We start from the raw sequence: 19,706 nt of genomic DNA on the forward strand, positions 1-19,706 counted from the left end.
AATTATGTTTACTAATCAAAATAAAATAACAGAAATGCTTGAAAGCCTGGACAAAGAAATAATCAAAAGATCATTTATCGAAACTTTCTTCGGCAAACAGGATCCTTCAAAAGGTTATCAGCTGAGATCAATAACCATTCTGGAAAAAGGAGCTTTAGCTGAAGTATATATAAAAGACAGATCAGAAAGAGATAATTATGAACTCAGAGGCAGTGATCTTGTACAGTTCCATATTACAGAGGAAGATAACTGTTATGCTGTAAGAACTGACAATGAATATGAAACGATAGCAAGAGAAAGAGAAAGTAAAATGGAAACCATTTATGATGATGGTATCATTACAGAAAAGATACAGAATGATCATCAGAATTATTATAAAGTAAAGAAGAACTAACTCACTAAATACGGCATACCCGAGAATATGGAATACCACGAAATGGGCGATATTTTCGTATGCAAAGCCGGCAGGATACTTTGGAGAGTCGGGACTAAACACGAAAAAAGCAAAACGGGATTCGTTTCCGAAAAAGCTATGTACAGATGTGAAAGCTGCGAAGGATGTCCCTACAAACAGAATTGTACAAAAGCAAAAGGAAACAAGACGCTGGCTATATCGCATAAGTTCAAAGAGCTGAGAGCAGAAAGCCTGGAAAACATAACGACCGAATTCGGAAAACAGCTCAGAATGAACCGAAGCATACAGGCTGAAGGCGTATTCGGAGTGCTGAAACAGGATCATGACTTCAGAAGATTCCTGTGCAGGGGCAAAAATAACATCAAAACTGAGTTCCTTTTGCTGGGACTTGCATACAACATAAAGAAGCTTTTTGCTAAGATCTCAGAAAACCGACTTGGAATTTCTCTTTTTGAACTGAAAACGGCATAAAAACCAGCAGAACATAACACCCCCGAGTCCTCTTTTTTTGAAGAAGGCTTGGGGGTGCGCACTGAAACAGCTTATTTCACCAGTTAATATGTTTTTTTACTCTGATGTTCGGATATGGTTAGAGGGTGCTGCGGTTGCAACAAACCCGTTTTTATGTTGTGATTATCGGGTTTGTGATATCAATTAGCATAGATCGGAGATCAAACGTGATCTTCAAAAAGACGATGATTAGTCTAATGTCCTGAAAAACTTTGTTTCATGTGATGTAACGTTATCACGTATTTAGTTTTTAGCGCATTTTGTACTACTGTAAAAAACTGTAAATCCAAGGAAATTAACTACAGAGAGATGCTTTGCTCATAGTTCGTTTACAATTATCAAGCGTTATGATAACGTTGCCTTATATTTTCGTTGACGAAAGAGAATTATATGATATAATAAAAAACAATAAAGACAGATATGACATATAAAATTAATCTATTAGATATGAATTTTATCAATAACTATAAATGATTTTGATAAGGAGAGTAAAAAATTTATGAGCCAATATCGAATAGCAGTTGCTACGGCGGACGGACATAAAGTGGACCAGCATTTCGGTTCTGCTTCAAGGTTTGATATCTATCGTATCGAAGATAATGTTTCCGCCAAGGAAAAAACTGTATCCTTTGGAAATCAGGAAGGATGCAGCGGAGATCACAGAGGTGCAGAAGCAAGACTTGAACTTGTGGAAAACTGCCAGTATGTTATCGCCGCACGCATCGGGAGCAGGATACAGAGATATTTTGAGACCCAAAGAAAGAAATTTTTTGAAATGCCCGGTTCTGATACGGATTATGTGATCGAAAAGATCGTAGAGTACAGAAAACGGAGCGGTAAGTAAGGAAAGGTGATGTGATCATGTCAAAGGTAGCAGAAAATCTGACAGAGCTTATAGGCAATACGCCGCTTTTGAAAATAAGCAGGCTGGCAGGAGATGACGAACTATATGCAGAGGTGTATGCAAAGCTTGAATACTTCAATCCTCTGGGAAGCGTAAAGGACAGGATAGCTCTGGCGATGATAGAAGATGCAGAGGAAAAAGGACTGTTAAAAGAAGGGTATACCATAATTGAACCCACAAGCGGAAATACAGGCATCGGGCTTGCATTTGTCGGTGCGGTCAAGGGATATAAAGTTATACTGACAATGCCCGAGAGTATGTCGGTAGAAAGACGCAGGCTGGTAACTCAGCTTGGGGCAAAGGTGATACTTACTCCTGCGGCAGAGGGTATGAAAGGTGCTATCCGTAAGGCGGAAGAACTCAATGCGGTGATAGAGGATTCATTTATCCCACAACAGTTCGATAACCCTGTAAATCCGGAAATACATACAAAAACTACAGCACAGGAGATCATAAGAGATACCGATGGTAAGGTTGATTACTTCGTTGCAGGCGTTGGTACAGGCGGAACTGTAACAGGTACGGGCAGAGCTCTTAAACAGAATGATCCCGATACAAAGGTGATAGCAGTTGAACCCTATGATTCATCTGTGCTTTCGGGTGAAGCTCCCGGATCTCATGTGATACAGGGTATAGGAGCAGGTTTTGTGCCGCATATCTTCGACAGAGAAGTAATTGATGAGATATTCAGGGTGAAGAACAAGGAAGCTCTGGAAACTGCACGAACAGCGGCAAGGCTTGAAGGGCTGCTGGTGGGTATCTCATCGGGTGCAGCATTGTTTGCAGCTATCGAACTTGCTAAACGCAAAGAGAATAAAGGCAAGCGCATAGTTGTGCTTCTGCCTGATACGGGAGAACGTTACCTTAGTACCGCACTGTTCGATCAGCCTGCGGAACTTGCCTGATAAGGAGGGATATCATGTCATTTATAGAAAGACCAAGGTTTTCATGTATGCTGGGAGGCGCACTTGCAACTCTCACCTCTCTTCCGAGAGTAATACCTATAATACACGGAGCGCAGGGCTGCGGCGGTCAGCTGACCAATTCATATGCTTACGGCGGATATCTGGGCGTTGGTTACTGCGGCGGTGCATCGCTTCCTAGTTCAAACGTAAGTGAAAAAGAAATAATTTTCGGTGGTGCTGAGAGGCTCAGAAAAGAGATACTTGCGGCCTACGATGTAATGGACGGCGATCTTTTTGTAGTAGTTACAAGCTGTATGACCGATCTTATCGGTGATGATGTTGAAGCGGTCATCAGCGAGGTAGAAAGACCCGAGTATCCTCTGATATTCGTTGATACAGGCGGATTCAAGGGCAATTCTTACTATGGTTATGATATTGTGATAAAGAGCCTTTTTGAACAGTACATACCCGTAACAAAAGAAAAAGATGAAAAGCTTGTTAATCTGCTTGGACTTGTACCTGCATACGATCCGTTTTTCAGGGGCGACCTTGAAGAGATAAGGAGAATACTCTCACTAATCGGTGTTAAAGCAACTACCTTTGTAACACCTGACCAGACCATCGAGGATATCAGAAATGCCGGTAAAGCATCTTTGAATATCGTTCTTTCACCTGTAAACGGAATAAGAGCTGCAAAGGCGGCTAAGGAAAAGCACGGTATAGATTATATAGTTACCGATCTTCCTATCGGCAGTAATGCTTCAGTTAAGTTCGCAATTGAAATAGCAGAAAAGCTGGGCATTGACAGGGAATTTGCTGAAAAAGCTCTTGAAAAAGAAGTTGAACGTTATTACAGCTATGTTGACAGAGCAACCGATGTCATTGCAGATACGGATTTCCAGAACTATGCAGTGGTAGTCAACAATGCGACACAGGCACTGCCTTATGCACAATATCTTGATAACGAGATAGGCTGGCTGCCCGAGTATGTATTTATAACCGATGAACTCAGGGAGAAAAATAAGGAGATCATTCGCCGACATTTTGAAGAACTGCCTTTTGAATATCGTCCGAAGCTCGTATTTGAAACGGATACCTCAAAGATACAGCAGTACATCATACAGAATGACCCTCAGTTTTTGTCGGATACCTATTATGAAAAACTGGAGCCTGCATTCGTGCTTGGCAGTTCTATCGACAGAAAGCTTTCACAAGTACTGAACGGAAATTTCCTGAATATAAGCTTTCCTGCAATGAGCCGTATCATACTCAACAAAACATATGCAGGCTTCAACGGCGGACTTGCACTGCTGGAAGATCTGATAACAGCACAGGTATCGGGGAGGTAAAGATATATGAAATTTGATGTAAATTTTGATGTGCAGGTACCAAATCCCAGAGAAAGGCAGAGAGCCACAGCTTATGCTTTCGGCGGATGTACCAGTGATCTAAGGAGCGGTTCATGCGCAGGATGTCTCGGTAGGTGCGACCGCAGCTTTACGCAGGCTATGTTCTGCCAGATGGGTGTTTCGACACTGATATCATTCTCGACAAAGGATTCCGTCGTAATAATGCACGGTCCTGTTGGCTGTGGTTCACAGTCCCATGGTATTGATTTCAGCATAAAGCAGTACGGTGCAGCACGCGGCGTGAAGATGGAAGGTGCAAGATGGCTGAGTACAAATCTTACGGAGACCGACGTTATAAGCGGCGGAAATGAAAAGCTTTACGATACCATTATCGAAGCCGACAGACGCTTCCGCCCCACAGCTATATTCGTCTGCAATACCTGTGCCCCAGGAGTTATCGGAGATGATATAGAAAGCGTTGTTAACCATGCACAGGAGCAGGTAACCGCAACAGTTGTACCGCTCCATTGTCCCGGTTTCGGCGCAAAGGTGTTCTCCTCGGCATATGATGTGGTGTACCACGGCATAATGCACAGGTTTGGCTTTGAGCCTAAAAAATATATCGACTATACCCCATTTGACAAGAGCGATCCCGACTACGAGATCAAAAAGCAGCGATATGAATACAAGAAGAGCCGAACAGTGACTCTGTACAACGCATGGTCCATAGGTCCGGGAGATGAAAAGGAGATCAAGAGGCTTTTGAATGCTTTGGGGATAAACGTTAATATATTCGTTGAATACAAAGAACCCGATGACTGGAGATTTATTACCGAGACTGCACTCAATGTAAGCTTTTGTCATGTACATGATGTGTACTTCCTTGAATACCTGAAGCGGGAATTCGGTATACCTTATATACTGCCGACTATCCCCATTGGAACCGAGCAGACAGTAAAATTCATAACAGCCATAGCGGAGTTCTTCGGGCTGGAAAAGGAAGCAGAAGCACTCCTGAAAAAGGAAACTGAAAAGCTGAAAAAGGCACTTGAACCCATAAGGAAAAATGTTGAAGGCAAGAGCGTTCTGATAAGCGGCGGTTTTCTGCGTATCGGTGCAACGGGACTTCTGGCAGATGAGATAGGACTTAAAGTTGTGGGTTTCAGAAACTTCAACTATGATGAATTCGGAGATCAGCTGTTCAGCGAGGTTCAGGAAAAGATAGGCGATGTGCAGAATGCTGTTTCAACTCAGGCAAACGAACTTGTCAACATGGTATACAAGCTGAAACCGGATATTGCCATATCTCACCCCTCGGTAGGTGTATGGCTTGTAAAGGCAGGCGTACCTTCGCTGACATTGTTTGCACAGAGATTTACATATTTCGGTTTTACGGGAGCATACTCCCTTGCAAAGAGGATAGAGAGAACTCTGAAAAATACAGCCTATGCACGGAATATTTCAGAACATACCAAACTTCCGTATCAGGAGCAGTGGTATGGCAAGAGCCCATACCATTATATAACGGGTCTGCCCGAAACGGATAAGCCCACTATCTGATTTATGCGAAAGGAAGATATTTATGAAGAAAAGAGTAAGGAAAGCTATTGAAGTAATGATCGCAGCTTCACTGCTTATCAGCACCCTGACAGCCTGCGGAAGTTCATCGGGTAAAAAGTCCTCTGGAAGCGGAGTTAAAAAGGCAAGTGTAGGTACACTTGAGGTCGCATGGTTCCCGTCATCGATAAAGTCTGCGCTGACGACGGTCGCCTACGATCAGGGATATTTTGAAGAGGAGGGCGTGACGGTAAACTGCGATGTTCTTCTCTCCACTGCCGACAGCTTAACAGCACTGTCAACGGGAAAGGTAGATGTGGTACCTGTGGGTATCACATTGCAGTTACAGTTCATGGCAGAGGGTCAGGATCTTATATTCTTCGGCGGTTCGGCACAGGAGGGCGGAGCTATCATCACAAAGCCTGAAAATACTGAACAGTTTGCTGAACTATCCGGCTGGGCTGGAAAGAAATGGGCATCAGCCAGAAGCTACACGGGTGATAACATCATACGTGCAAAGCTGCGTGAGATCGGCATAGTTCCCGAACAGGATATCGAGATAGATTACCTCAATGATGATACTTCCATCGTTCAGGCGGTATCAAAGGGTCAGGTCGATGTGGGATACATCACCGCCGATGGCGTACAGACAGCCAAGAATTTCGGACTTGATCTTGGTATAAAGGTCGGTGATATCGACCCCTGCTATCCCTGCTGCCGTCAGACCACTACATCAAAGGTAGTACGGGAAAAGCATGATGAGCTTGTAGCCTACCAGAGAGGTCTGATTAGAGCTTACAAACTGATACTCAACGATCATGATAATGCCATAGATATCATGGTCAGACAGACGGGTCAGACCGAGGAATATGTTACAGAAGCACTTTACGGTGACTATGCTTCAAGGTACAACCCCGACCCCGCTAAGAACAGAGTTGTTGATTATGCGGCGTATCTCATAGGCGAAGGCATAATCAAGGACGCTGACATAAGCGGAAATGTCAACACAGAGATCTTCCGCGAAGCACTGGATCAGATACTTAAAGAATATCCTGATGATCCTGATTATCTGGCACTTAAAGAATTCTCAGACAAATACGATGTATAAAAGATGATATTATAAGGAGGAACCGATAATGAGTAAAATAGAATTTCGTAATGTTTCATTCAGCTATGAAGCGGATAACAAAGCAGTTAATATCCTTGATGGTCTGAACTTTAAGGTAGAAGAGGGAGAGTTCGCTTGCCTTATCGGTCCTTCGGGCTGCGGAAAAAGCACGCTTGTATCTCTTCTGCTTGGACTTCAGTTTCCAACAAAGGGTGAGATACTTATAAACGACAAACCTGTTACAGGTCCTGATGTGAACAGAGGAATGGTGTTTCAGCACTATTCACTGTTCCCGTGGCTTACCGCAAAAAAGAATATCATGTTCGGAATTAAGGAAGCAGGTATACTAAAGAACAGAAAAGAGATAGCAAAGAGGGCAGAGGAGTATCTTGAACTGGTAGGACTTGCTGACAGCGCAGACAAATACCCGCACGAGCTTTCGGGCGGAATGCAGCAGCGTGTGGCGCTTGCAAGAGCCTTTGCGATGGATACGGATATACTTCTCATGGACGAACCATTCGGTGCTATCGACCCGCAGAAGCGTATAGAATTACAGGAACTCAGCATAGAACTCTGCAAAAAACGCGGAGAGAAGAAGACTGTAGTATTCATTACCCATGATATAGACGAAGCGCTTGTGCTGGCTGACAAGGTATACTTCATGGAGCCTCATAAGATAAGGACAGAAGTAAATGTAGGTCTTCCCGCGGATACACCGAGGGAAGAGCTGATAAGACTGAACAGATATGATCAGCTTCGCCGTGAGCTGCTCGACCTGTTTACAGAAGTGAAGGTGAGAACTGCATGACAGACGCAAGGACATTAAATTCGTTGGAAACACACGGCAGTGAGAAAACATACTCTGTCGGAAAAATAATACTGAACATAGCTGTTGTCACACTCTTCGCGGGAACAGTGATAACACTTTCATTTATAAAAGGAAAGGTCAGCGCACCGAAAAACACCGTTTATGTTGCCATCATGGGACTTATATGGCTCTACCATATTGCTAAGGCAGTTATAAAAAAGGAGGAATATCATCCTGATATTGCCGTGCTGATATACAGTCTTTTTCTTATATGGGATATATTTTTCCGAATACTCGGCAAGGGCAACCCTGTGCTTTCTCCGCCGATGGAGAATGTATTTGAAGTGTTCCTGAAGGACAGCGAATTTATCGCAGAGGGTATAGGCCATTCTCTGATGATACTGGTGACAGGCTTTTCAATAGCACTCATATCCGGAAATATCCTGGGCATGATAGTGGGCTGGGTAAAGCGGCTCAATAATGATTTTACCCCCATCGCCAAAGTACTCAGTCCTATACCTCCAATGGTATATACCCCGTATCTCATCGCACTTATGCCCACATTTACCTCTGCATCGATAGCTGTAATAGGCATAGGTATGTTCTGGCCGATATTTCTTGGAATGATAAACAGGGTCGGCAGCATAAACGGAAGACTGATAGATTCTGCAAAAGCAATGAATGTCAGCACACCAACTATGCTTTTCAAGGTGATACTGCCTTACAGTATCCCGTCGATAGTCGGTAATCTTAAAATACAGATATCCACCATATTCATGATTCTTATAATGGCAGAGATGATCGGTGCCACCAGCGGGCTTGGATTTTTCATAAAAAAGTATTCCGACTATGCCGATTATGCCAGAGTGCTTGCAGGTATATTCGTTGTAGGCGCTGTGATAACCATTCTGAATGTTCTGCTGGATATAGCGGAGAAAAAGCTTATAAAGTGGAAAGCAATCTGAAAGACGGATAATAAAAACGTTTTTGTTCTGTTTTAATAAAATCAAGGAGTTGTTCATATGAAAAAAAGCTTTGACAAAGGATTTGTAACACCACTACCGGTGTTCATTATTGCAACCTATGACAAGGATGGAAAACCCAATGCCATGAACGCTGCATGGGCGGGACAGGCAGGCGGAGACCTTATCTCTATAAGTCTCGGAGACCACGTTTCCACTGAAAACATCAAGCTGAATAAGGCACTAACCGTGAGCTTTGCAACAAAGAAATTCATAGCAGAATGTGACTATGTGGGGATAGTGTCGCAGGCTAATGTTTCGGATAAGCTGGATAAAGTCGGTTTCACTGTAACCAAGTCCGATAAGGTCAATGCGCCGATCATTGACCAGCTTCCCGTTGCGCTTGAATGTAATGTCAAAGACATAATCGAGGAGTACGGCGCGACAAGAGTGGTCGCACAGATCATTGGTTTGAAAGCAGATGAAAGTGTTCTGACTGATGATAAGGTCGATCTTTACAAACTCAATCCGCTGGTGTTTGACTCGTCCGCATTAGCCTATCGCGTAATAGGTGAAATAGCAGGAGGAGCATGGAACGCAGGCAAAAAGTTTGAGTGAACTATTTTTTCGGTTATCCTGCTGACACCCCAAATAAATTGGTGTAATATAGAAACTTGAAATACTTTTGGGCGGCATGATAGACCTTGATACCAGTCGGCATGACCATTGTTCGCAGTCTTGATTATGCTGGTGTAAAGCCTTAATGATATGAAAAATCGATCACATGATTTTTCAATTGCTAAGCATTAAATTTTTGAATTGTGCAAAAACAGGGGCTGTTGCAGCCCCAACAAAGAAAAAGAGCCTGGCACAGACCTGAAAGGTAGTGCCAAGCTCTTCTTTTTGTGGTATAATATAATTGCAAGAACCATTAAACCAACGAAAGGATTGTACCACAAAAATGAGAAATTGTCAAGTGCGTCTTAACATGAATTATGAGATCTACTGTACACTTGTCAATGATCTTGGACACTAACCCTCAAAAATATGATGTAAAGCAGATATTGGCAAATTCACCTCATGTAGGAGCCGCAGGCGACGGAGTGAGGTGAATTTGCAGCGGCTCACTACATAACCGACAGGTGCTCTTCAAGCACTTCTTTCGGCGACTTGAACTTCAGGCAGATGCTGTTTGAGCGTTTATTGTACGCCGCCAGCTGCTTTCTGCCGTCCTCCAAGCTGTACATACGCAGCTTGCTGTAAAAACGCTTGCCGTCCTCACGGTGCTGCCTCTCCACCTTGCCATTGTGCCTCGGTGTTGCCACCCTTATGCGGTGGTAGATGATGTCATTGTTCTCTAAAATCGCCTCAAACAGCGTCTTATGCTGCTTATCCTTTGTCAGAAGTGCTGTCGTGAATTCGGTACCGTTGTCGGTCTGTATCTCCCTGATCGGGAACGGAAAGGCTTTCAGCAGCTTCTTAATGAAATCCTCAGAGCTGAGGGTGCTGTGCTCGTCGTACATCTCCCTGAAACAGAACCTTGTACACTCGTCGATCGCCGTATATTGGTAGTATTTCACCCCATTGACCACGCATTCGGACGGCACAAATTTCACATCGACCTGCACCTTCTGACCGGGATACCACGCCCTTGCATAAGGCTTGGGCTTGCGGGCTGTGCGCTTTTTGATCTCAGGGTTCACCCACTTCTTTATCACCCTCAGCATACTGCCGTAGCTGCGGATGTATCCGCTTTTACGCAGGCTGTCCCAGAGCGCTATCATATCATTCTTGTAGTACGGATAGCGGCGCAGAATCATCTCTTTTTCAGCTTGTGTATGCTCTTTTGGGTGATGATGAGGTCTGTGGCTTCGCTCCGCCAGACTCTTCCAAGTCCCGTCATACCTCGCCGCCCAATTATACACTGATTGACGGCAGACTTTAAAGCGTATCGACGCTTCTGTAGCCCCGTGTTTGTAAAAATATTTCACTACCCGTTGACGAAACCGTGCTTCTTGTGCTATACCTTTACAAAATAACTGCCGTTTCCCTCATATATGATAAATATATCATATATGTTTGTGCAGCCGGCTTAATTGATCTAGGAGCATATTTGAGCCTTTTTGCAATGGATCTATGTTCAACACTAAAAAGAGAAAACAGCTCAGCAGCTTTTATCCCATTGAATTTTTTCCTAAAATTATTGTCATCTTGCGTTTTGCTGATCCTGCTTTCTTATACAGGAAAGATGATGTCACTAAGATCAAAATATACTGCAGCCGAAGAGTTTTGCAAATATTTTGATGGCTTTAACCGGATCGAAATGACCGAAAGTCCACAGTGGGCTATGATGATCGATTCATATGTGAATAATAGCGGATCTGATGTGAATGCGATATCAGGATTGATCGATAAAGAATTTGCTGAGTATATGGTCGCAAAGAAAAACAGGACGGAAGTATCCATCGATGAAGCTCTCAGAGAAGTCGGCATGCTTGCCAAAAAGAACGAAAAAGTGTTCACGCTTTCAGGCGGCAAACAGCAGCGTATTGCACTGGCAAGGTTGATGATCAAGAAATGCGATATAATCCTCGCCAATGAACCTACTGGTTCACTGGACAAAGGCAACACGACCACAGTTATAGATATCCTCAAAAAGCTGAATGATAAAGGCAAGACGGTTATAATGGTCACTCATGATGAGGAGCTTAAAAAGGTCGGGAAAAGGATAATTGCTCTGTGATCCACTTACGGCAATGCTCGGAGTTGTTGCTTTCTCTCTGCATGGTTATTTGAGTATCGGTAGGTTCACTTGACAAGCAAAACGCTGAAAACGTCCTCAGAGATACGAAAATTTATCTCTGAGGGCTTTTATATATTTGAAGTGCTGAGTAAGTCTTTTGCATTTTTTTCTTGCAATTAAATTATACGATAAAAAGTCGGCTGATTTCTTCATAAAAAGTTATATGGTTATCCCGCTGACACACCACAAAAAACAGCTAAGTAATTAATCAAGGAGAATAATAATGGATAAAGAAGAAAAACCGGAATACTTTCAATGCCTGAAACTTCTCGAATACCTCGCAGAAATCGGCTTGATACAGAGAAATCCCGATATTCCCTCAGATATTTTTGTTTATTGTGAAGGTAACGGTGAAGAATATCCCGAAGGCTGGTACAGTGAAAATATTTACGATGCAGCAAGAGAACTGATGAACATGCCAGAAGAACAAAAAATGCTGCTTGAAACCATCGAAGAAAAAGGATTTAAAAAGCCTGAACTCCCGAAATTTGGAACTTTAAGAAGAGATATAGAAAAAATTTTCCTCTGATATAGTGATCAGACAAAGAGCTTGCTTTTATGCAGGCTCTTTTTTTATCTGAATTGATTTTCTTATATAATTACAACATAAGTGATTACTGATAACTTGGAGTTTAAGAAATCAGGTTATTGGTAAACATTTATGAAACACATAACAGGAGGAAGCACTAATGGAAGAAAAAATTTTGGGCTATATCTCCCAGTACAGCGAATGGGCTGTCGGCGGAAGTATAGAAACAACCAGCACAAATGTAAAATTTTATGAACTTGACGGTTTGTATTACAAGCTGGAAACAAGCATAAACATTTTAGGAGAAAAAGATTCTTCAGAGTACAAAGTAAAGTACACTGAAATTATTGAGGAATTTAAAGAAGCTATGCAGCATGAAAATAGTTTCACTGATGTAAACTGTAAGACAGTGGATGCTCTTGCAGACTGCATTATGGACTATGAGATCGAAGATGAACAGCTTCAGAAAGATATTGAGGCTGCTGTAAAAATTAACGTATAATGGAGGAATTTATTATGGCAATTGAAAGAATAATAACAGAAATGATCAACGGTAAGTTTAACGACTGGTCTCAGTCAGTACTCGACAATATCAAGAGTCAGCATCATGATGACTCAGCACTTAACAAAGCATTCAATAATGCCATGCAGGAAAATGTTAGCAGAGCGCTGAAAAACACGAAGAATAAAACTGAGGCAGTTATGAATGAAATGCCTTACTTGCTCAGAGATGAGATCCTTAAAGATATTTTCAATGATGTGGGTACAGCTGGATCCAATTCTTGAATACTGTGAACGTAATAGCAGCATCGATCGTGGAGCGAAAAATATTGAAGTGTATATTGATCATTTGGCGGTAACAATAAGTGCGCATGTGCATAATGAATGTGAAGGACTTATTAATATATGTTCCCCATGCATCAAAGCTATCCTGAACAAGGGTAATTTTATCAAACAGTACATGCTTTACCCGACGGAGATAGAACATCTGCTCGACAACTGGGACAAGTTCTATGAGATGATTGTCTCAAAGATGGATGAACAGCAGGAAAAACAATGACCGATAACTAATTTCCGGTTTCAAAGCGTTTCTCTTTGGAGGAGCGCTTTTTTGTTGCAGCAGGGGGGTAGCAAGCTGAAACATCACCTCAGCAGGCGTTTTTATCATCTGCAATTTTCATGTATAATCTATTCAGTGATACCTATTGATAACCGGAGGTCAGACGGGAAATATTTATGAAGATAAAAACGCTTTATAAAGGAGAATCAATTATGATCTATATAAAAAACTACGAATTTTACTATATAGAAAATCTGTCAGAATACAAGGACAGCCTTCTGTTTGACAGCGAAGAAGATATAGCAGGTCTAAAGGCTTATGACTATGACGACAACTGCATTGACATCTGGCTTACTGTCAGCGGAGAAAAGGAAGTCTATCTGATAGATAAAAACGGAAACAAAATAAGCGAAACCTGCGAATATGCGGCAGATTATCCGTATGAGCTGCGTGAAGCCATACGAAGCGGCAAGCAGGGTGTGGATTATGAGTGCGATAACAACAATTGGTTTGATTGTATTTATCACGTTTACAAATGAACATGTACGGCATATCTTTAGAGTCGAAGAAGATGCTGTAAATCGTCTTGAAGAACTCAAAGAAGAATATTACGAAACATACGCAGAACAACCTTGTGATAGCTTTAACTTCTTCAGAGGTCTGCATAGAGCGCAGGCGTATGCCGAGAAATTCACAAACGAAGAGAAATAAAGTGAATAAACTGTAACCCGTCTTTTCAAAACGTCTCTCTCAGGAGGGGCGTTTTTTATTCGCCTGAATTTTTCCTTATAATAATAACAGAACTTTTTATTGATGATCTGGAGGTCAGACAGATCAATGAAGAAAAAAATGAAAAGAAGTACTAAAGAAATTAATTTTGGAGGAAATGATCAATGAGATACTATAACGCAATTGGAAATAGACCTTATTCACAGAGAGAAGAATGGGTCGATAACGGCAACGGAAATTACTGTAATGTATATTTCCGTATTGATACTATCGGTTTTGAATGTGTAAACGGTTACTTCGATAAAGAAGATGACCGAAAAGCATTTTATGAAGAAGCATCTAAGATAATAAGTGAATTCAGCATAACAGAAAGCAAAGTTGGATATTCTGTTTGTGGTTATCGTTTTTGCCCTGAATGTGATTATTGCCTATTGCCCTGAAAGAGAATGGAAAGGATGATCGAGAGATAGATATGTCAAAGGGCAAACCCAAATATCCTGTTTTGGGGCAAGAAAAATAGTCTTTCTGATAATTAAGGATTTGTGAATGAGGCAAAAATGATATTCACTGTAAAAAACTGACATATCAAAATAATAAACCAAAAGGCAAAAATGGCATTCTGTGATATTTTCCTGCAAACGCTTCTCTTAGGAGAGGTGTTTTTTTATTGCCTGTTATTTTCTGCTATAATTCATTCAGAGATTTTTCTTGATAATTTGGAGTTTTACAGGTCAAGAAAATATCGGAAAATACACATAAAAGGAGTAAAAATAATGAACAACAAAAACTGCCTGAACTGTTCTCATTCGTTTTCAGAACCGGCAAGAAATGATGATCTTGCAGAAGATATGAGAAAAGACGGGATAGAACCTGAAGATATTGACCTCGCAGTTGCAGCGATCATAGCTATGAGAGGTCAAAAGGACACACTTCGCTGTATGAAAAAAGATGCACAACCCGTAGATGAAGACGGCTGCTGCGACGATTACACATAATAAGGAGAGATCAATGATGAACAAGATAACTTTTACGGGCAATAGAAAATATAACGGCAATACGGTCAGCGGGTACTATCTGTGCCTGCACCAGACCGATGATACTGACCTGCACATCATAGTTGATGAACACGGTGAATACCATCCGGTAGATCCTGAAACTCTGACTAATGATGCTGTAAAAACGAAAAAGGAGCGCTTATAATGGCTAATGTAAAAGCAGATCTTCAATTTACCTGTGATAACCGGCAGCTTGCAATAGATGAGATATTACTTCAGATCAATAGTCTTGGTTTTACCGCAACGGTTCTCGGAGTAACAGATACCAAAGTGGAAAAGACAGAAGACGATTGGTTTGATGACTATGTTTTTACTGTTACAGCTGAAGTTCATCACGATACAATGACAAAGGAAGAAATAAAAGAAAAACTCAACGAGCAGAACATATTAGAGTGCTGCGAGATACTTGAATAAAAAGCAGGAGGAAAGGGTTAATGAATATTAAAGAACCTACACGTTGGAGTAAAAACGTTATTTGTGAAGAAAATACATGCAAACACAAAGCGTATGGCAGATGTATTTTGATAAATGAACCTTGTCCGCATACTGTGTGCTATACAGAGGATAACAATAATAACCTACCATGCGATATGGTCGGTTATGAACCTTGTTCCCCAAAAACGATTATTTAGGAGAAAACTATGGGGGACTGATGAAAGTATGTAGTAATCATGTCGATTTTGTCAGCGAAGCGATGAAATATTGCTCGCTTTACAAAGAAAAAGATAAATAGCTAACAGGAGGTATATTATGAACGAACTGTACTTTGAAGGTTGGGGTTATTTAAAGACCAATGAAACCAATAAGGAAAAAGCGATGGATAAACTTATGAAAATACTGTCGCACGAAGGGTTTGATTTTGTCTTTGATAAAGTTGAACTCAGGAATGAAGACGGAGAAGAAATAACTGAAGAAGAATAAAGGAGAAAAATCAATGAATGTTTTACAATTTTTAGGGATCTATCCCGATGCTATCGAATATGCCGCTGAAAAAGCAGAAGCTGCTATGGAAGATGCAGGCGCTTCCTTGCCTGATATTGACTATATGTATGATGCTGTAAGAGACAGCTTTAAAGAAAAAGAACTGGATCTTGAAAACGTTACAGACTCTCTTATAAGCAAGTTCTTTGAATACGCAAAAAGCGTTTTGGAAAAAGAACTCAGCAGAGCTGAAGTAACTTACTGCGTAAACTGTAATGACTCTCATTTCTATGTTAACGGAGAAGAATACTATAAAGGTGATAATACTATCACCGACCTTCGCAGAGGCATAGATATTCCTTCTGTGGAAATGACAGAATACGGCAATATCCCGGCTTTGAGAGCCGCCCTTAACATAGAAGACGACGACATTCTTGCAGACCTTCTTAATGGTGCTGAGGACAAGCATAGTGACAGCCTGGCTGACATCTATGATAAAGATGGTTATGAGATCATTGAAGATATAGATGCGGCTCAGGTACTTATGAACTTTGAAGCATTTGTTCTTCTGCTTGAAAACGGCAAGAGAGTCTATGAAATAAAAGTCTTTGACGAAAAGGCAGATGAAGAACGTATCGTTCGTGCTGACAGAGCCGAACAGCTTCAGGAAGCCGACAAGCTCCGCATCAAGACGGATATGGCATTAAGAAGCCTGAAAAAGGAAGGCTGCATACTTGATGCCGAAGAAGAATATTTTCTGGAGAAACATATCCTGAACCGTGAACAGTATAGTTCCGATAGTATTTTATAACTAAATGACCTGTGTTTTAAACGTCTCTCTCACGAGGGACGTTTTTTGTTTGTCTGAATTATCTTCTATAATCATCATGTAGTGATCAATTGATAAAATGGAGGTCAGACAGATTATTGATGAAGATACTATGTACTATATTCTAAAAGGAATAAAGGAGTAATTATTATGGATAATAGACGCAATTTTATATACGCTGTAAAAAATGCAGCGAAACTTGTAAAGGCGCTTTCACTGCTTCAGTCCATAGGACTTATGGCCGAAGGCTCAGGTGAAGACAGCATCGGTTATTGCATCTGGGAAGCGATAACCAACTCTACAAATATAGCTCTGGAACTTATGGGCTATGATGTCGGAGACGAAACGGCAAATGCCGTATTTTTGGACTTTATTGAACGATACAACGAGAACGACCTGACAGATGATGATATAATGGAATATTATCAGACATACAAGAAGAATAAGTAAGAAATAATACGGGAGGTATTGATCTATGAACACACTGTCTTTTTATGGTTATGGCTATTTTAAGCCCCAAAATACAACTTTATATAGAGCATTTGATGAACTTATGAAGACTATAAAGCACGAGGGTCTTGAAATTGAATTTAATATGATAGAACTCCAAAAACGCGAATATAAGGAAAATGAGTTGTTCTTTGTATATGATAGTGGCAGTTATAAAACAAACAAATCTAATCTTCGTGAAGCCGCTATTGAACTTATAGAGTTTCTGAAGACTAAAAAGATTAACATTACACTTGAAAAGACAACTTTGCGAGACCAGAATGATAATACAATCGAAGAAGTTGAACAGTTTTTTGAATAAAAATTCTCTGTTCAGTTGAAGAAAGGATAAATATGAAAGAAATTGTTATGTACAGAGCTGAAGACGGCAAGCTATTTGAAAGAGAAGAGGAGTGCAGAAGACATGAGGTATATCTCGGCTACTGTGACACCATTTCTGATATATACAAGAAGTATACAGCTTTCGACAAGGAGTACTCTCAAATATTTGAGGAAGAACCGCAGTTCGTAGAAGAAGTCGCAAAGGTATTTGACTTTGAGATCAAGAAAACCGACTTAGGTATAAACTGGACAACTTACAGTTTTGTTCCGAAGCCTGACTGCAAAGATGCGAACCTGAAGAAAAGAGCCTGGGAGAGCTTTCAGGGAGTTCATTATCTTCCATTTTGATACTACAACGTATAAAAAAGAAAAGGAGTACTGCTATGAAAGGAATAATGCCGGATCATAATGAATGGAGAAAGAAAAGATACGAACTTTTCAATAAAAAGATAAACTCTTTCAAGGATCACCCTAAGTATGAGTGGCTGAGAAAATACGCAGATGATGCGATGAACGCAAATGAAGGGTTTGGTTATATGATGATAAAAGGCGCAGACTTTATCGAAAGGATAGAGAAAATGCCCCTTGATCACATCAGAGACTGGCTTGACGGAAAAAATCAGCTGGAATGGACAGCATATCCCGCTGATCAAGATAAATTTCATCAATAATATTATTAACTATAAAACGTCTCTCTCACGAGGGACGTTTTTATTTGTCTGAATTTTCTTATATAATTATTTCAGATCAAATTTTTGATAATCGGAGGTGAATTTACAATTTATTGCAAAAGAAATAATGTACTAAAACTATATAATATTTTGCAGCAACTATAAATGCTGTGATATTTTTGAGGGCGGCTTAACGTCCTATAATCGAGACAATACGTCGTAAACCGCTGTACAGCGTCGATCGTATACTCGATAAGGTAATATCTCAGCAATGAGATTGAAATTCTGTACACAAAGACCGTACAGACAGTGAGCATATTTGTATAAAACTGCTGATGCAACTTGTATACAGGTGTAAACTGTAAGTTGCTTAATAATAATTATTGATGAAAATGCGGCTTGTACGCAGAAATGTAAGCTTTAAAAACTAAAATGGAGCAAGAATTGTAAACCGTCAATACTGAAACGTCTCTCTCACGAGGGGCGTTTTTATTTGTCTGAATTTTCTTATATAATTATTTCAGATCGAATTTTTGATAATCGGAGGTGAATTTACAATTTATTGCAAAAGAAATAATGTACTAAAACTATATAATATTTTGCAGCAACTATGAATAGCTGTGATATTCATAAACGAGGGCGGCTTAACGTCCTAGAATCGAGACAATACGTCTTAAACCGCTGTACGGCGTCGATCGTATACTCGATAAGGTAATATCTCAGCAACGAGATTGAAATTCTGTACACAAAGACCGTACAGACAGTGAGCATATTTGTATAAATTTGCTGATACAACTTGTATACAGGTGTAAACTGTAAGATATATGGTTTGAATTAAAAAGAAGACTTTTAAGAAGCAATTATAAGGAGTAATTAAAATGACCAAAGTAGTAAAATTAGCATTAATAAACAATGTGACCGATAAAAACGGAAACAAAGTAGAATATTATGATTTAAATAAATGCCTCTGGGATCTCCAGAAAGAAACCAGAGATCTGAAAAATACAGTAATAAGGGAGTGCTGGGAATGGTACGGATTTTCCAACGACTACTACAAACTTAATGAAGAATACCCGGCCGAAAGAGATCATCTGAAAAGGGAAAAAGCAAATGGAACTATCAAGGATTACAGTCTTGATGGTTTCATTTATTCTAAATACAGTAAGAAATATAAACTGCACTCAGGCAACCTGTGTACAACTCTGAGAACTGCCAGCGGCGCTTTCAGAACAAGTCTGAAAGATATACTTAGAGGAGATAAGAGTGTCTTAAGCTACAAAGCAGATCAGCCTCTTGATGTCCAGAAAAAATGTATAGTTCTGGAATACGATAAGGATACGAACACCTATTACATCACTCTTACCCTGCTTAATAAAACAGGCGTTAAATTTTATGATATCGGTGATTTCAGATTCAAAGTAACAGTAAAGGATAATTCAACAAGAACGATCCTTGAACGCTGCTATGATGAGATATACAGCATAAGTGCAAGTAAACTCATCTGGAACAAAAAGAAAGGTCAGTGGTTTTTAAATCTTTGCTACTCGTTTGATAAAACTGAAACTAAAGAGTTAGATAAAAATAAGATATTGGGCGTGAATTTAGGAGTTTATTACCCTATATACGCTTCAATATCCGGAGAAAAGGATAGACTTGCAATCTCCGGTGATGAACTTATCGAATTCAGAAACCGTATAGAAGCAAGAAGAAATGCTCTGAAGAAACAGGCTGCTGTATGCGGAGACGGAAGAATAGGACAC

The 19,706-nt window shown here is 40.5% G+C and carries 26 protein-coding genes and 1 pseudogene; 26 read left to right on the forward strand and 1 reads right to left on the reverse strand.

The features are described from left to right. From CUS_RS18850 to CUS_RS15715, 10 genes are all read left to right on the forward strand, one after another. On the forward strand, positions 1–394 hold a 394-nt coding region (locus tag CUS_RS18850; protein WP_157769545.1), incomplete at its 5' end, for a hypothetical protein. A 27-nt stretch (positions 395–421) separates the two neighbouring features. Next, positions 422–886 carry a transposase gene (locus CUS_RS15675; protein ID WP_002852625.1) on the forward strand — a complete coding sequence of 155 codons (465 nt, stop codon included), beginning with the start codon at positions 422–424 and terminating at the stop codon, positions 884–886. Between the two features lie 538 nt (positions 887–1,424). Continuing rightward, positions 1,425–1,769, forward strand: a complete 345-nt coding sequence (locus CUS_RS15680) for a NifB/NifX family molybdenum-iron cluster-binding protein (RefSeq protein WP_024856931.1) — start codon at positions 1,425–1,427, stop codon at positions 1,767–1,769. Between the two features lie 17 nt (positions 1,770–1,786). Then, on the forward strand, positions 1,787–2,734 hold the full coding sequence (gene cysK / locus CUS_RS15685) for a cysteine synthase A (protein WP_002852631.1): 948 nt from the start codon (positions 1,787–1,789) through the stop codon (positions 2,732–2,734). Between the two features lie 14 nt (positions 2,735–2,748). Continuing rightward, the gene (locus tag CUS_RS15690; protein WP_002852588.1) at positions 2,749–4,083 is read left to right on the forward strand and encodes a nitrogenase component 1; all 1,335 of its coding nucleotides are present in this window, start codon (positions 2,749–2,751) and stop codon (positions 4,081–4,083) included. Positions 4,084–4,089: 6 nt separating this feature from the next. Next, positions 4,090–5,643: a nitrogenase component 1 gene (locus CUS_RS15695; protein WP_002852632.1), complete on the forward strand. Its 1,554-nt coding sequence runs from the start codon at positions 4,090–4,092 to the stop codon at positions 5,641–5,643. Positions 5,644–5,665: 22 nt separating this feature from the next. Continuing rightward, positions 5,666–6,748: an ABC transporter substrate-binding protein gene (locus CUS_RS15700; protein ID WP_002852613.1), complete on the forward strand. Its 1,083-nt coding sequence runs from the start codon at positions 5,666–5,668 to the stop codon at positions 6,746–6,748. Positions 6,749–6,776: 28 nt separating this feature from the next. Beyond that, entirely contained in the window at positions 6,777–7,556 is a 780-nt protein-coding gene (locus CUS_RS15705) for an ABC transporter ATP-binding protein (RefSeq protein WP_002852620.1), read from the forward strand. Continuing rightward, positions 7,553–8,521, forward strand: coding sequence for an ABC transporter permease (locus CUS_RS15710; RefSeq protein WP_002852628.1), 969 nt, complete (start codon positions 7,553–7,555; stop codon positions 8,519–8,521). Before CUS_RS15705 ends, CUS_RS15710 begins: the two co-directional genes overlap by 4 nt. 57 nt (positions 8,522–8,578) lie before the next feature. After that, entirely contained in the window at positions 8,579–9,136 is a 558-nt protein-coding gene (locus CUS_RS15715; protein ID WP_002852640.1) for a flavin reductase family protein, read from the forward strand. Positions 9,137–9,645: 509 nt separating this feature from the next. Here CUS_RS15715 and CUS_RS15720 read toward each other — a convergent pair. Next, positions 9,646–10,542, reverse strand: a complete 897-nt coding sequence (locus CUS_RS15720; protein ID WP_037277737.1) for a DDE-type integrase/transposase/recombinase — start codon at positions 10,540–10,542, stop codon at positions 9,646–9,648. A 380-nt stretch (positions 10,543–10,922) separates the two neighbouring features. Here CUS_RS15720 and CUS_RS19625 point away from each other — a divergent pair, with 380 nt between their 5' ends. From CUS_RS19625 to CUS_RS15800, 16 genes and pseudogenes are all read left to right on the forward strand, one after another. After that, the gene (locus tag CUS_RS19625; RefSeq protein ID WP_227945410.1) at positions 10,923–11,261 is read left to right on the forward strand and encodes an ATP-binding cassette domain-containing protein; all 339 of its coding nucleotides are present in this window, start codon (positions 10,923–10,925) and stop codon (positions 11,259–11,261) included. A gap of 283 nt (positions 11,262–11,544) precedes the next feature. Then, positions 11,545–11,850 carry a hypothetical protein gene (locus CUS_RS15730; RefSeq protein ID WP_002852627.1) on the forward strand — a complete coding sequence of 102 codons (306 nt, stop codon included), beginning with the start codon at positions 11,545–11,547 and terminating at the stop codon, positions 11,848–11,850. A 160-nt stretch (positions 11,851–12,010) separates the two neighbouring features. Beyond that, positions 12,011–12,352, forward strand: coding sequence for a hypothetical protein (locus tag CUS_RS15735; protein ID WP_002852592.1), 342 nt, complete (start codon positions 12,011–12,013; stop codon positions 12,350–12,352). Positions 12,353–12,366: 14 nt separating this feature from the next. Then, the gene (locus tag CUS_RS20550) at positions 12,367–12,636 is read left to right on the forward strand and encodes a hypothetical protein (protein WP_002852604.1); all 270 of its coding nucleotides are present in this window, start codon (positions 12,367–12,369) and stop codon (positions 12,634–12,636) included. Between the two features lie 486 nt (positions 12,637–13,122). Further along, a complete protein-coding gene (locus tag CUS_RS15750) occupies positions 13,123–13,449 on the forward strand; it encodes a hypothetical protein (RefSeq protein ID WP_002852621.1) in 327 nt (108 codons plus the stop codon). 354 nt (positions 13,450–13,803) lie between these two features. Next, on the forward strand, positions 13,804–14,079 hold the full coding sequence (locus CUS_RS15755) for a hypothetical protein (RefSeq protein ID WP_002852606.1): 276 nt from the start codon (positions 13,804–13,806) through the stop codon (positions 14,077–14,079). 333 nt (positions 14,080–14,412) lie between these two features. Then, on the forward strand, positions 14,413–14,634 hold the full coding sequence (locus CUS_RS15760) for a hypothetical protein (protein ID WP_002852610.1): 222 nt from the start codon (positions 14,413–14,415) through the stop codon (positions 14,632–14,634). Between the two features lie 13 nt (positions 14,635–14,647). Beyond that, positions 14,648–14,839: a hypothetical protein gene (locus CUS_RS15765; RefSeq protein WP_002852618.1), complete on the forward strand. Its 192-nt coding sequence runs from the start codon at positions 14,648–14,650 to the stop codon at positions 14,837–14,839. Further along, entirely contained in the window at positions 14,839–15,108 is a 270-nt protein-coding gene (locus tag CUS_RS15770) for a hypothetical protein (protein WP_037277746.1), read from the forward strand. The genes CUS_RS15765 and CUS_RS15770 overlap by 1 nt, the downstream gene beginning before the upstream one ends. A gap of 336 nt (positions 15,109–15,444) precedes the next feature. Next, on the forward strand, positions 15,445–15,615 hold the full coding sequence (locus CUS_RS19935; RefSeq protein WP_002851348.1) for a hypothetical protein: 171 nt from the start codon (positions 15,445–15,447) through the stop codon (positions 15,613–15,615). Positions 15,616–15,628: 13 nt separating this feature from the next. Beyond that, entirely contained in the window at positions 15,629–16,426 is a 798-nt protein-coding gene (locus CUS_RS15775; RefSeq protein ID WP_002852630.1) for a hypothetical protein, read from the forward strand. A 168-nt stretch (positions 16,427–16,594) separates the two neighbouring features. Next, positions 16,595–16,894 carry a hypothetical protein gene (locus CUS_RS15780; RefSeq protein WP_002852608.1) on the forward strand — a complete coding sequence of 100 codons (300 nt, stop codon included), beginning with the start codon at positions 16,595–16,597 and terminating at the stop codon, positions 16,892–16,894. A gap of 25 nt (positions 16,895–16,919) precedes the next feature. Further along, positions 16,920–17,255, forward strand: coding sequence for a hypothetical protein (locus CUS_RS15785; RefSeq protein ID WP_002852586.1), 336 nt, complete (start codon positions 16,920–16,922; stop codon positions 17,253–17,255). Between the two features lie 32 nt (positions 17,256–17,287). Beyond that, on the forward strand, positions 17,288–17,623 hold the full coding sequence (locus tag CUS_RS15790; RefSeq protein WP_002852596.1) for a hypothetical protein: 336 nt from the start codon (positions 17,288–17,290) through the stop codon (positions 17,621–17,623). Positions 17,624–17,658: 35 nt separating this feature from the next. Continuing rightward, positions 17,659–17,946, forward strand: coding sequence for a hypothetical protein (locus CUS_RS15795; RefSeq protein ID WP_002852602.1), 288 nt, complete (start codon positions 17,659–17,661; stop codon positions 17,944–17,946). Positions 17,947–18,824: 878 nt separating this feature from the next. Next, a pseudogene (locus CUS_RS15800) lies at positions 18,825–19,706 on the forward strand (RNA-guided endonuclease TnpB family protein); the annotation flags it as partial.

Source organism: Hominimerdicola alba 8 (assembly GCF_000178155.2).
Lineage (GTDB): Bacteria > Bacillota > Clostridia > Oscillospirales > Ruminococcaceae > Hominimerdicola > Hominimerdicola alba_C.

What these genes read in the sequence shown, in the direction of transcription:
- CUS_RS15705 (WP_002852620.1), top strand. Translation starts at nt 6,777, where the DNA reads ATGAGTAAAATAGAATTTCGTAATGTTTCATTCAGCTATGAAGCGGAT.
- CUS_RS15675 (WP_002852625.1), top strand. Translation starts at nt 422, where the DNA reads ATGGAATACCACGAAATGGGCGATATTTTCGTATGCAAAGCCGGCAGG.
- CUS_RS15795 (WP_002852602.1), top strand. Translation starts at nt 17,659, where the DNA reads ATGAAAGGAATAATGCCGGATCATAATGAATGGAGAAAGAAAAGATAC.
- CUS_RS15775 (WP_002852630.1), top strand. Translation starts at nt 15,629, where the DNA reads ATGAATGTTTTACAATTTTTAGGGATCTATCCCGATGCTATCGAATAT.
- CUS_RS15710 (WP_002852628.1), top strand. Translation starts at nt 7,553, where the DNA reads ATGACAGACGCAAGGACATTAAATTCGTTGGAAACACACGGCAGTGAG.
- CUS_RS20550 (WP_002852604.1), top strand. Translation starts at nt 12,367, where the DNA reads ATGGCAATTGAAAGAATAATAACAGAAATGATCAACGGTAAGTTTAAC.
- CUS_RS15695 (WP_002852632.1), top strand. Translation starts at nt 4,090, where the DNA reads ATGAAATTTGATGTAAATTTTGATGTGCAGGTACCAAATCCCAGAGAA.
- CUS_RS15755 (WP_002852606.1), top strand. Translation starts at nt 13,804, where the DNA reads ATGAGATACTATAACGCAATTGGAAATAGACCTTATTCACAGAGAGAA.
- CUS_RS15750 (WP_002852621.1), top strand. Translation starts at nt 13,123, where the DNA reads ATGATCTATATAAAAAACTACGAATTTTACTATATAGAAAATCTGTCA.
- CUS_RS15780 (WP_002852608.1), top strand. Translation starts at nt 16,595, where the DNA reads ATGGATAATAGACGCAATTTTATATACGCTGTAAAAAATGCAGCGAAA.
- CUS_RS19935 (WP_002851348.1), top strand. Translation starts at nt 15,445, where the DNA reads ATGAACGAACTGTACTTTGAAGGTTGGGGTTATTTAAAGACCAATGAA.
- CUS_RS15690 (WP_002852588.1), top strand. Translation starts at nt 2,749, where the DNA reads ATGTCATTTATAGAAAGACCAAGGTTTTCATGTATGCTGGGAGGCGCA.
- CUS_RS15770 (WP_037277746.1), top strand. Translation starts at nt 14,839, where the DNA reads ATGGCTAATGTAAAAGCAGATCTTCAATTTACCTGTGATAACCGGCAG.
- CUS_RS15680 (WP_024856931.1), top strand. Translation starts at nt 1,425, where the DNA reads ATGAGCCAATATCGAATAGCAGTTGCTACGGCGGACGGACATAAAGTG.
- CUS_RS15730 (WP_002852627.1), top strand. Translation starts at nt 11,545, where the DNA reads ATGGATAAAGAAGAAAAACCGGAATACTTTCAATGCCTGAAACTTCTC.
- CUS_RS15715 (WP_002852640.1), top strand. Translation starts at nt 8,579, where the DNA reads ATGAAAAAAAGCTTTGACAAAGGATTTGTAACACCACTACCGGTGTTC.
- CUS_RS15760 (WP_002852610.1), top strand. Translation starts at nt 14,413, where the DNA reads ATGAACAACAAAAACTGCCTGAACTGTTCTCATTCGTTTTCAGAACCG.
- CUS_RS15785 (WP_002852586.1), top strand. Translation starts at nt 16,920, where the DNA reads ATGAACACACTGTCTTTTTATGGTTATGGCTATTTTAAGCCCCAAAAT.
- CUS_RS15790 (WP_002852596.1), top strand. Translation starts at nt 17,288, where the DNA reads ATGAAAGAAATTGTTATGTACAGAGCTGAAGACGGCAAGCTATTTGAA.
- CUS_RS15700 (WP_002852613.1), top strand. Translation starts at nt 5,666, where the DNA reads ATGAAGAAAAGAGTAAGGAAAGCTATTGAAGTAATGATCGCAGCTTCA.
- CUS_RS15765 (WP_002852618.1), top strand. Translation starts at nt 14,648, where the DNA reads ATGATGAACAAGATAACTTTTACGGGCAATAGAAAATATAACGGCAAT.
- cysK (WP_002852631.1), top strand. Translation starts at nt 1,787, where the DNA reads ATGTCAAAGGTAGCAGAAAATCTGACAGAGCTTATAGGCAATACGCCG.
- CUS_RS15735 (WP_002852592.1), top strand. Translation starts at nt 12,011, where the DNA reads ATGGAAGAAAAAATTTTGGGCTATATCTCCCAGTACAGCGAATGGGCT.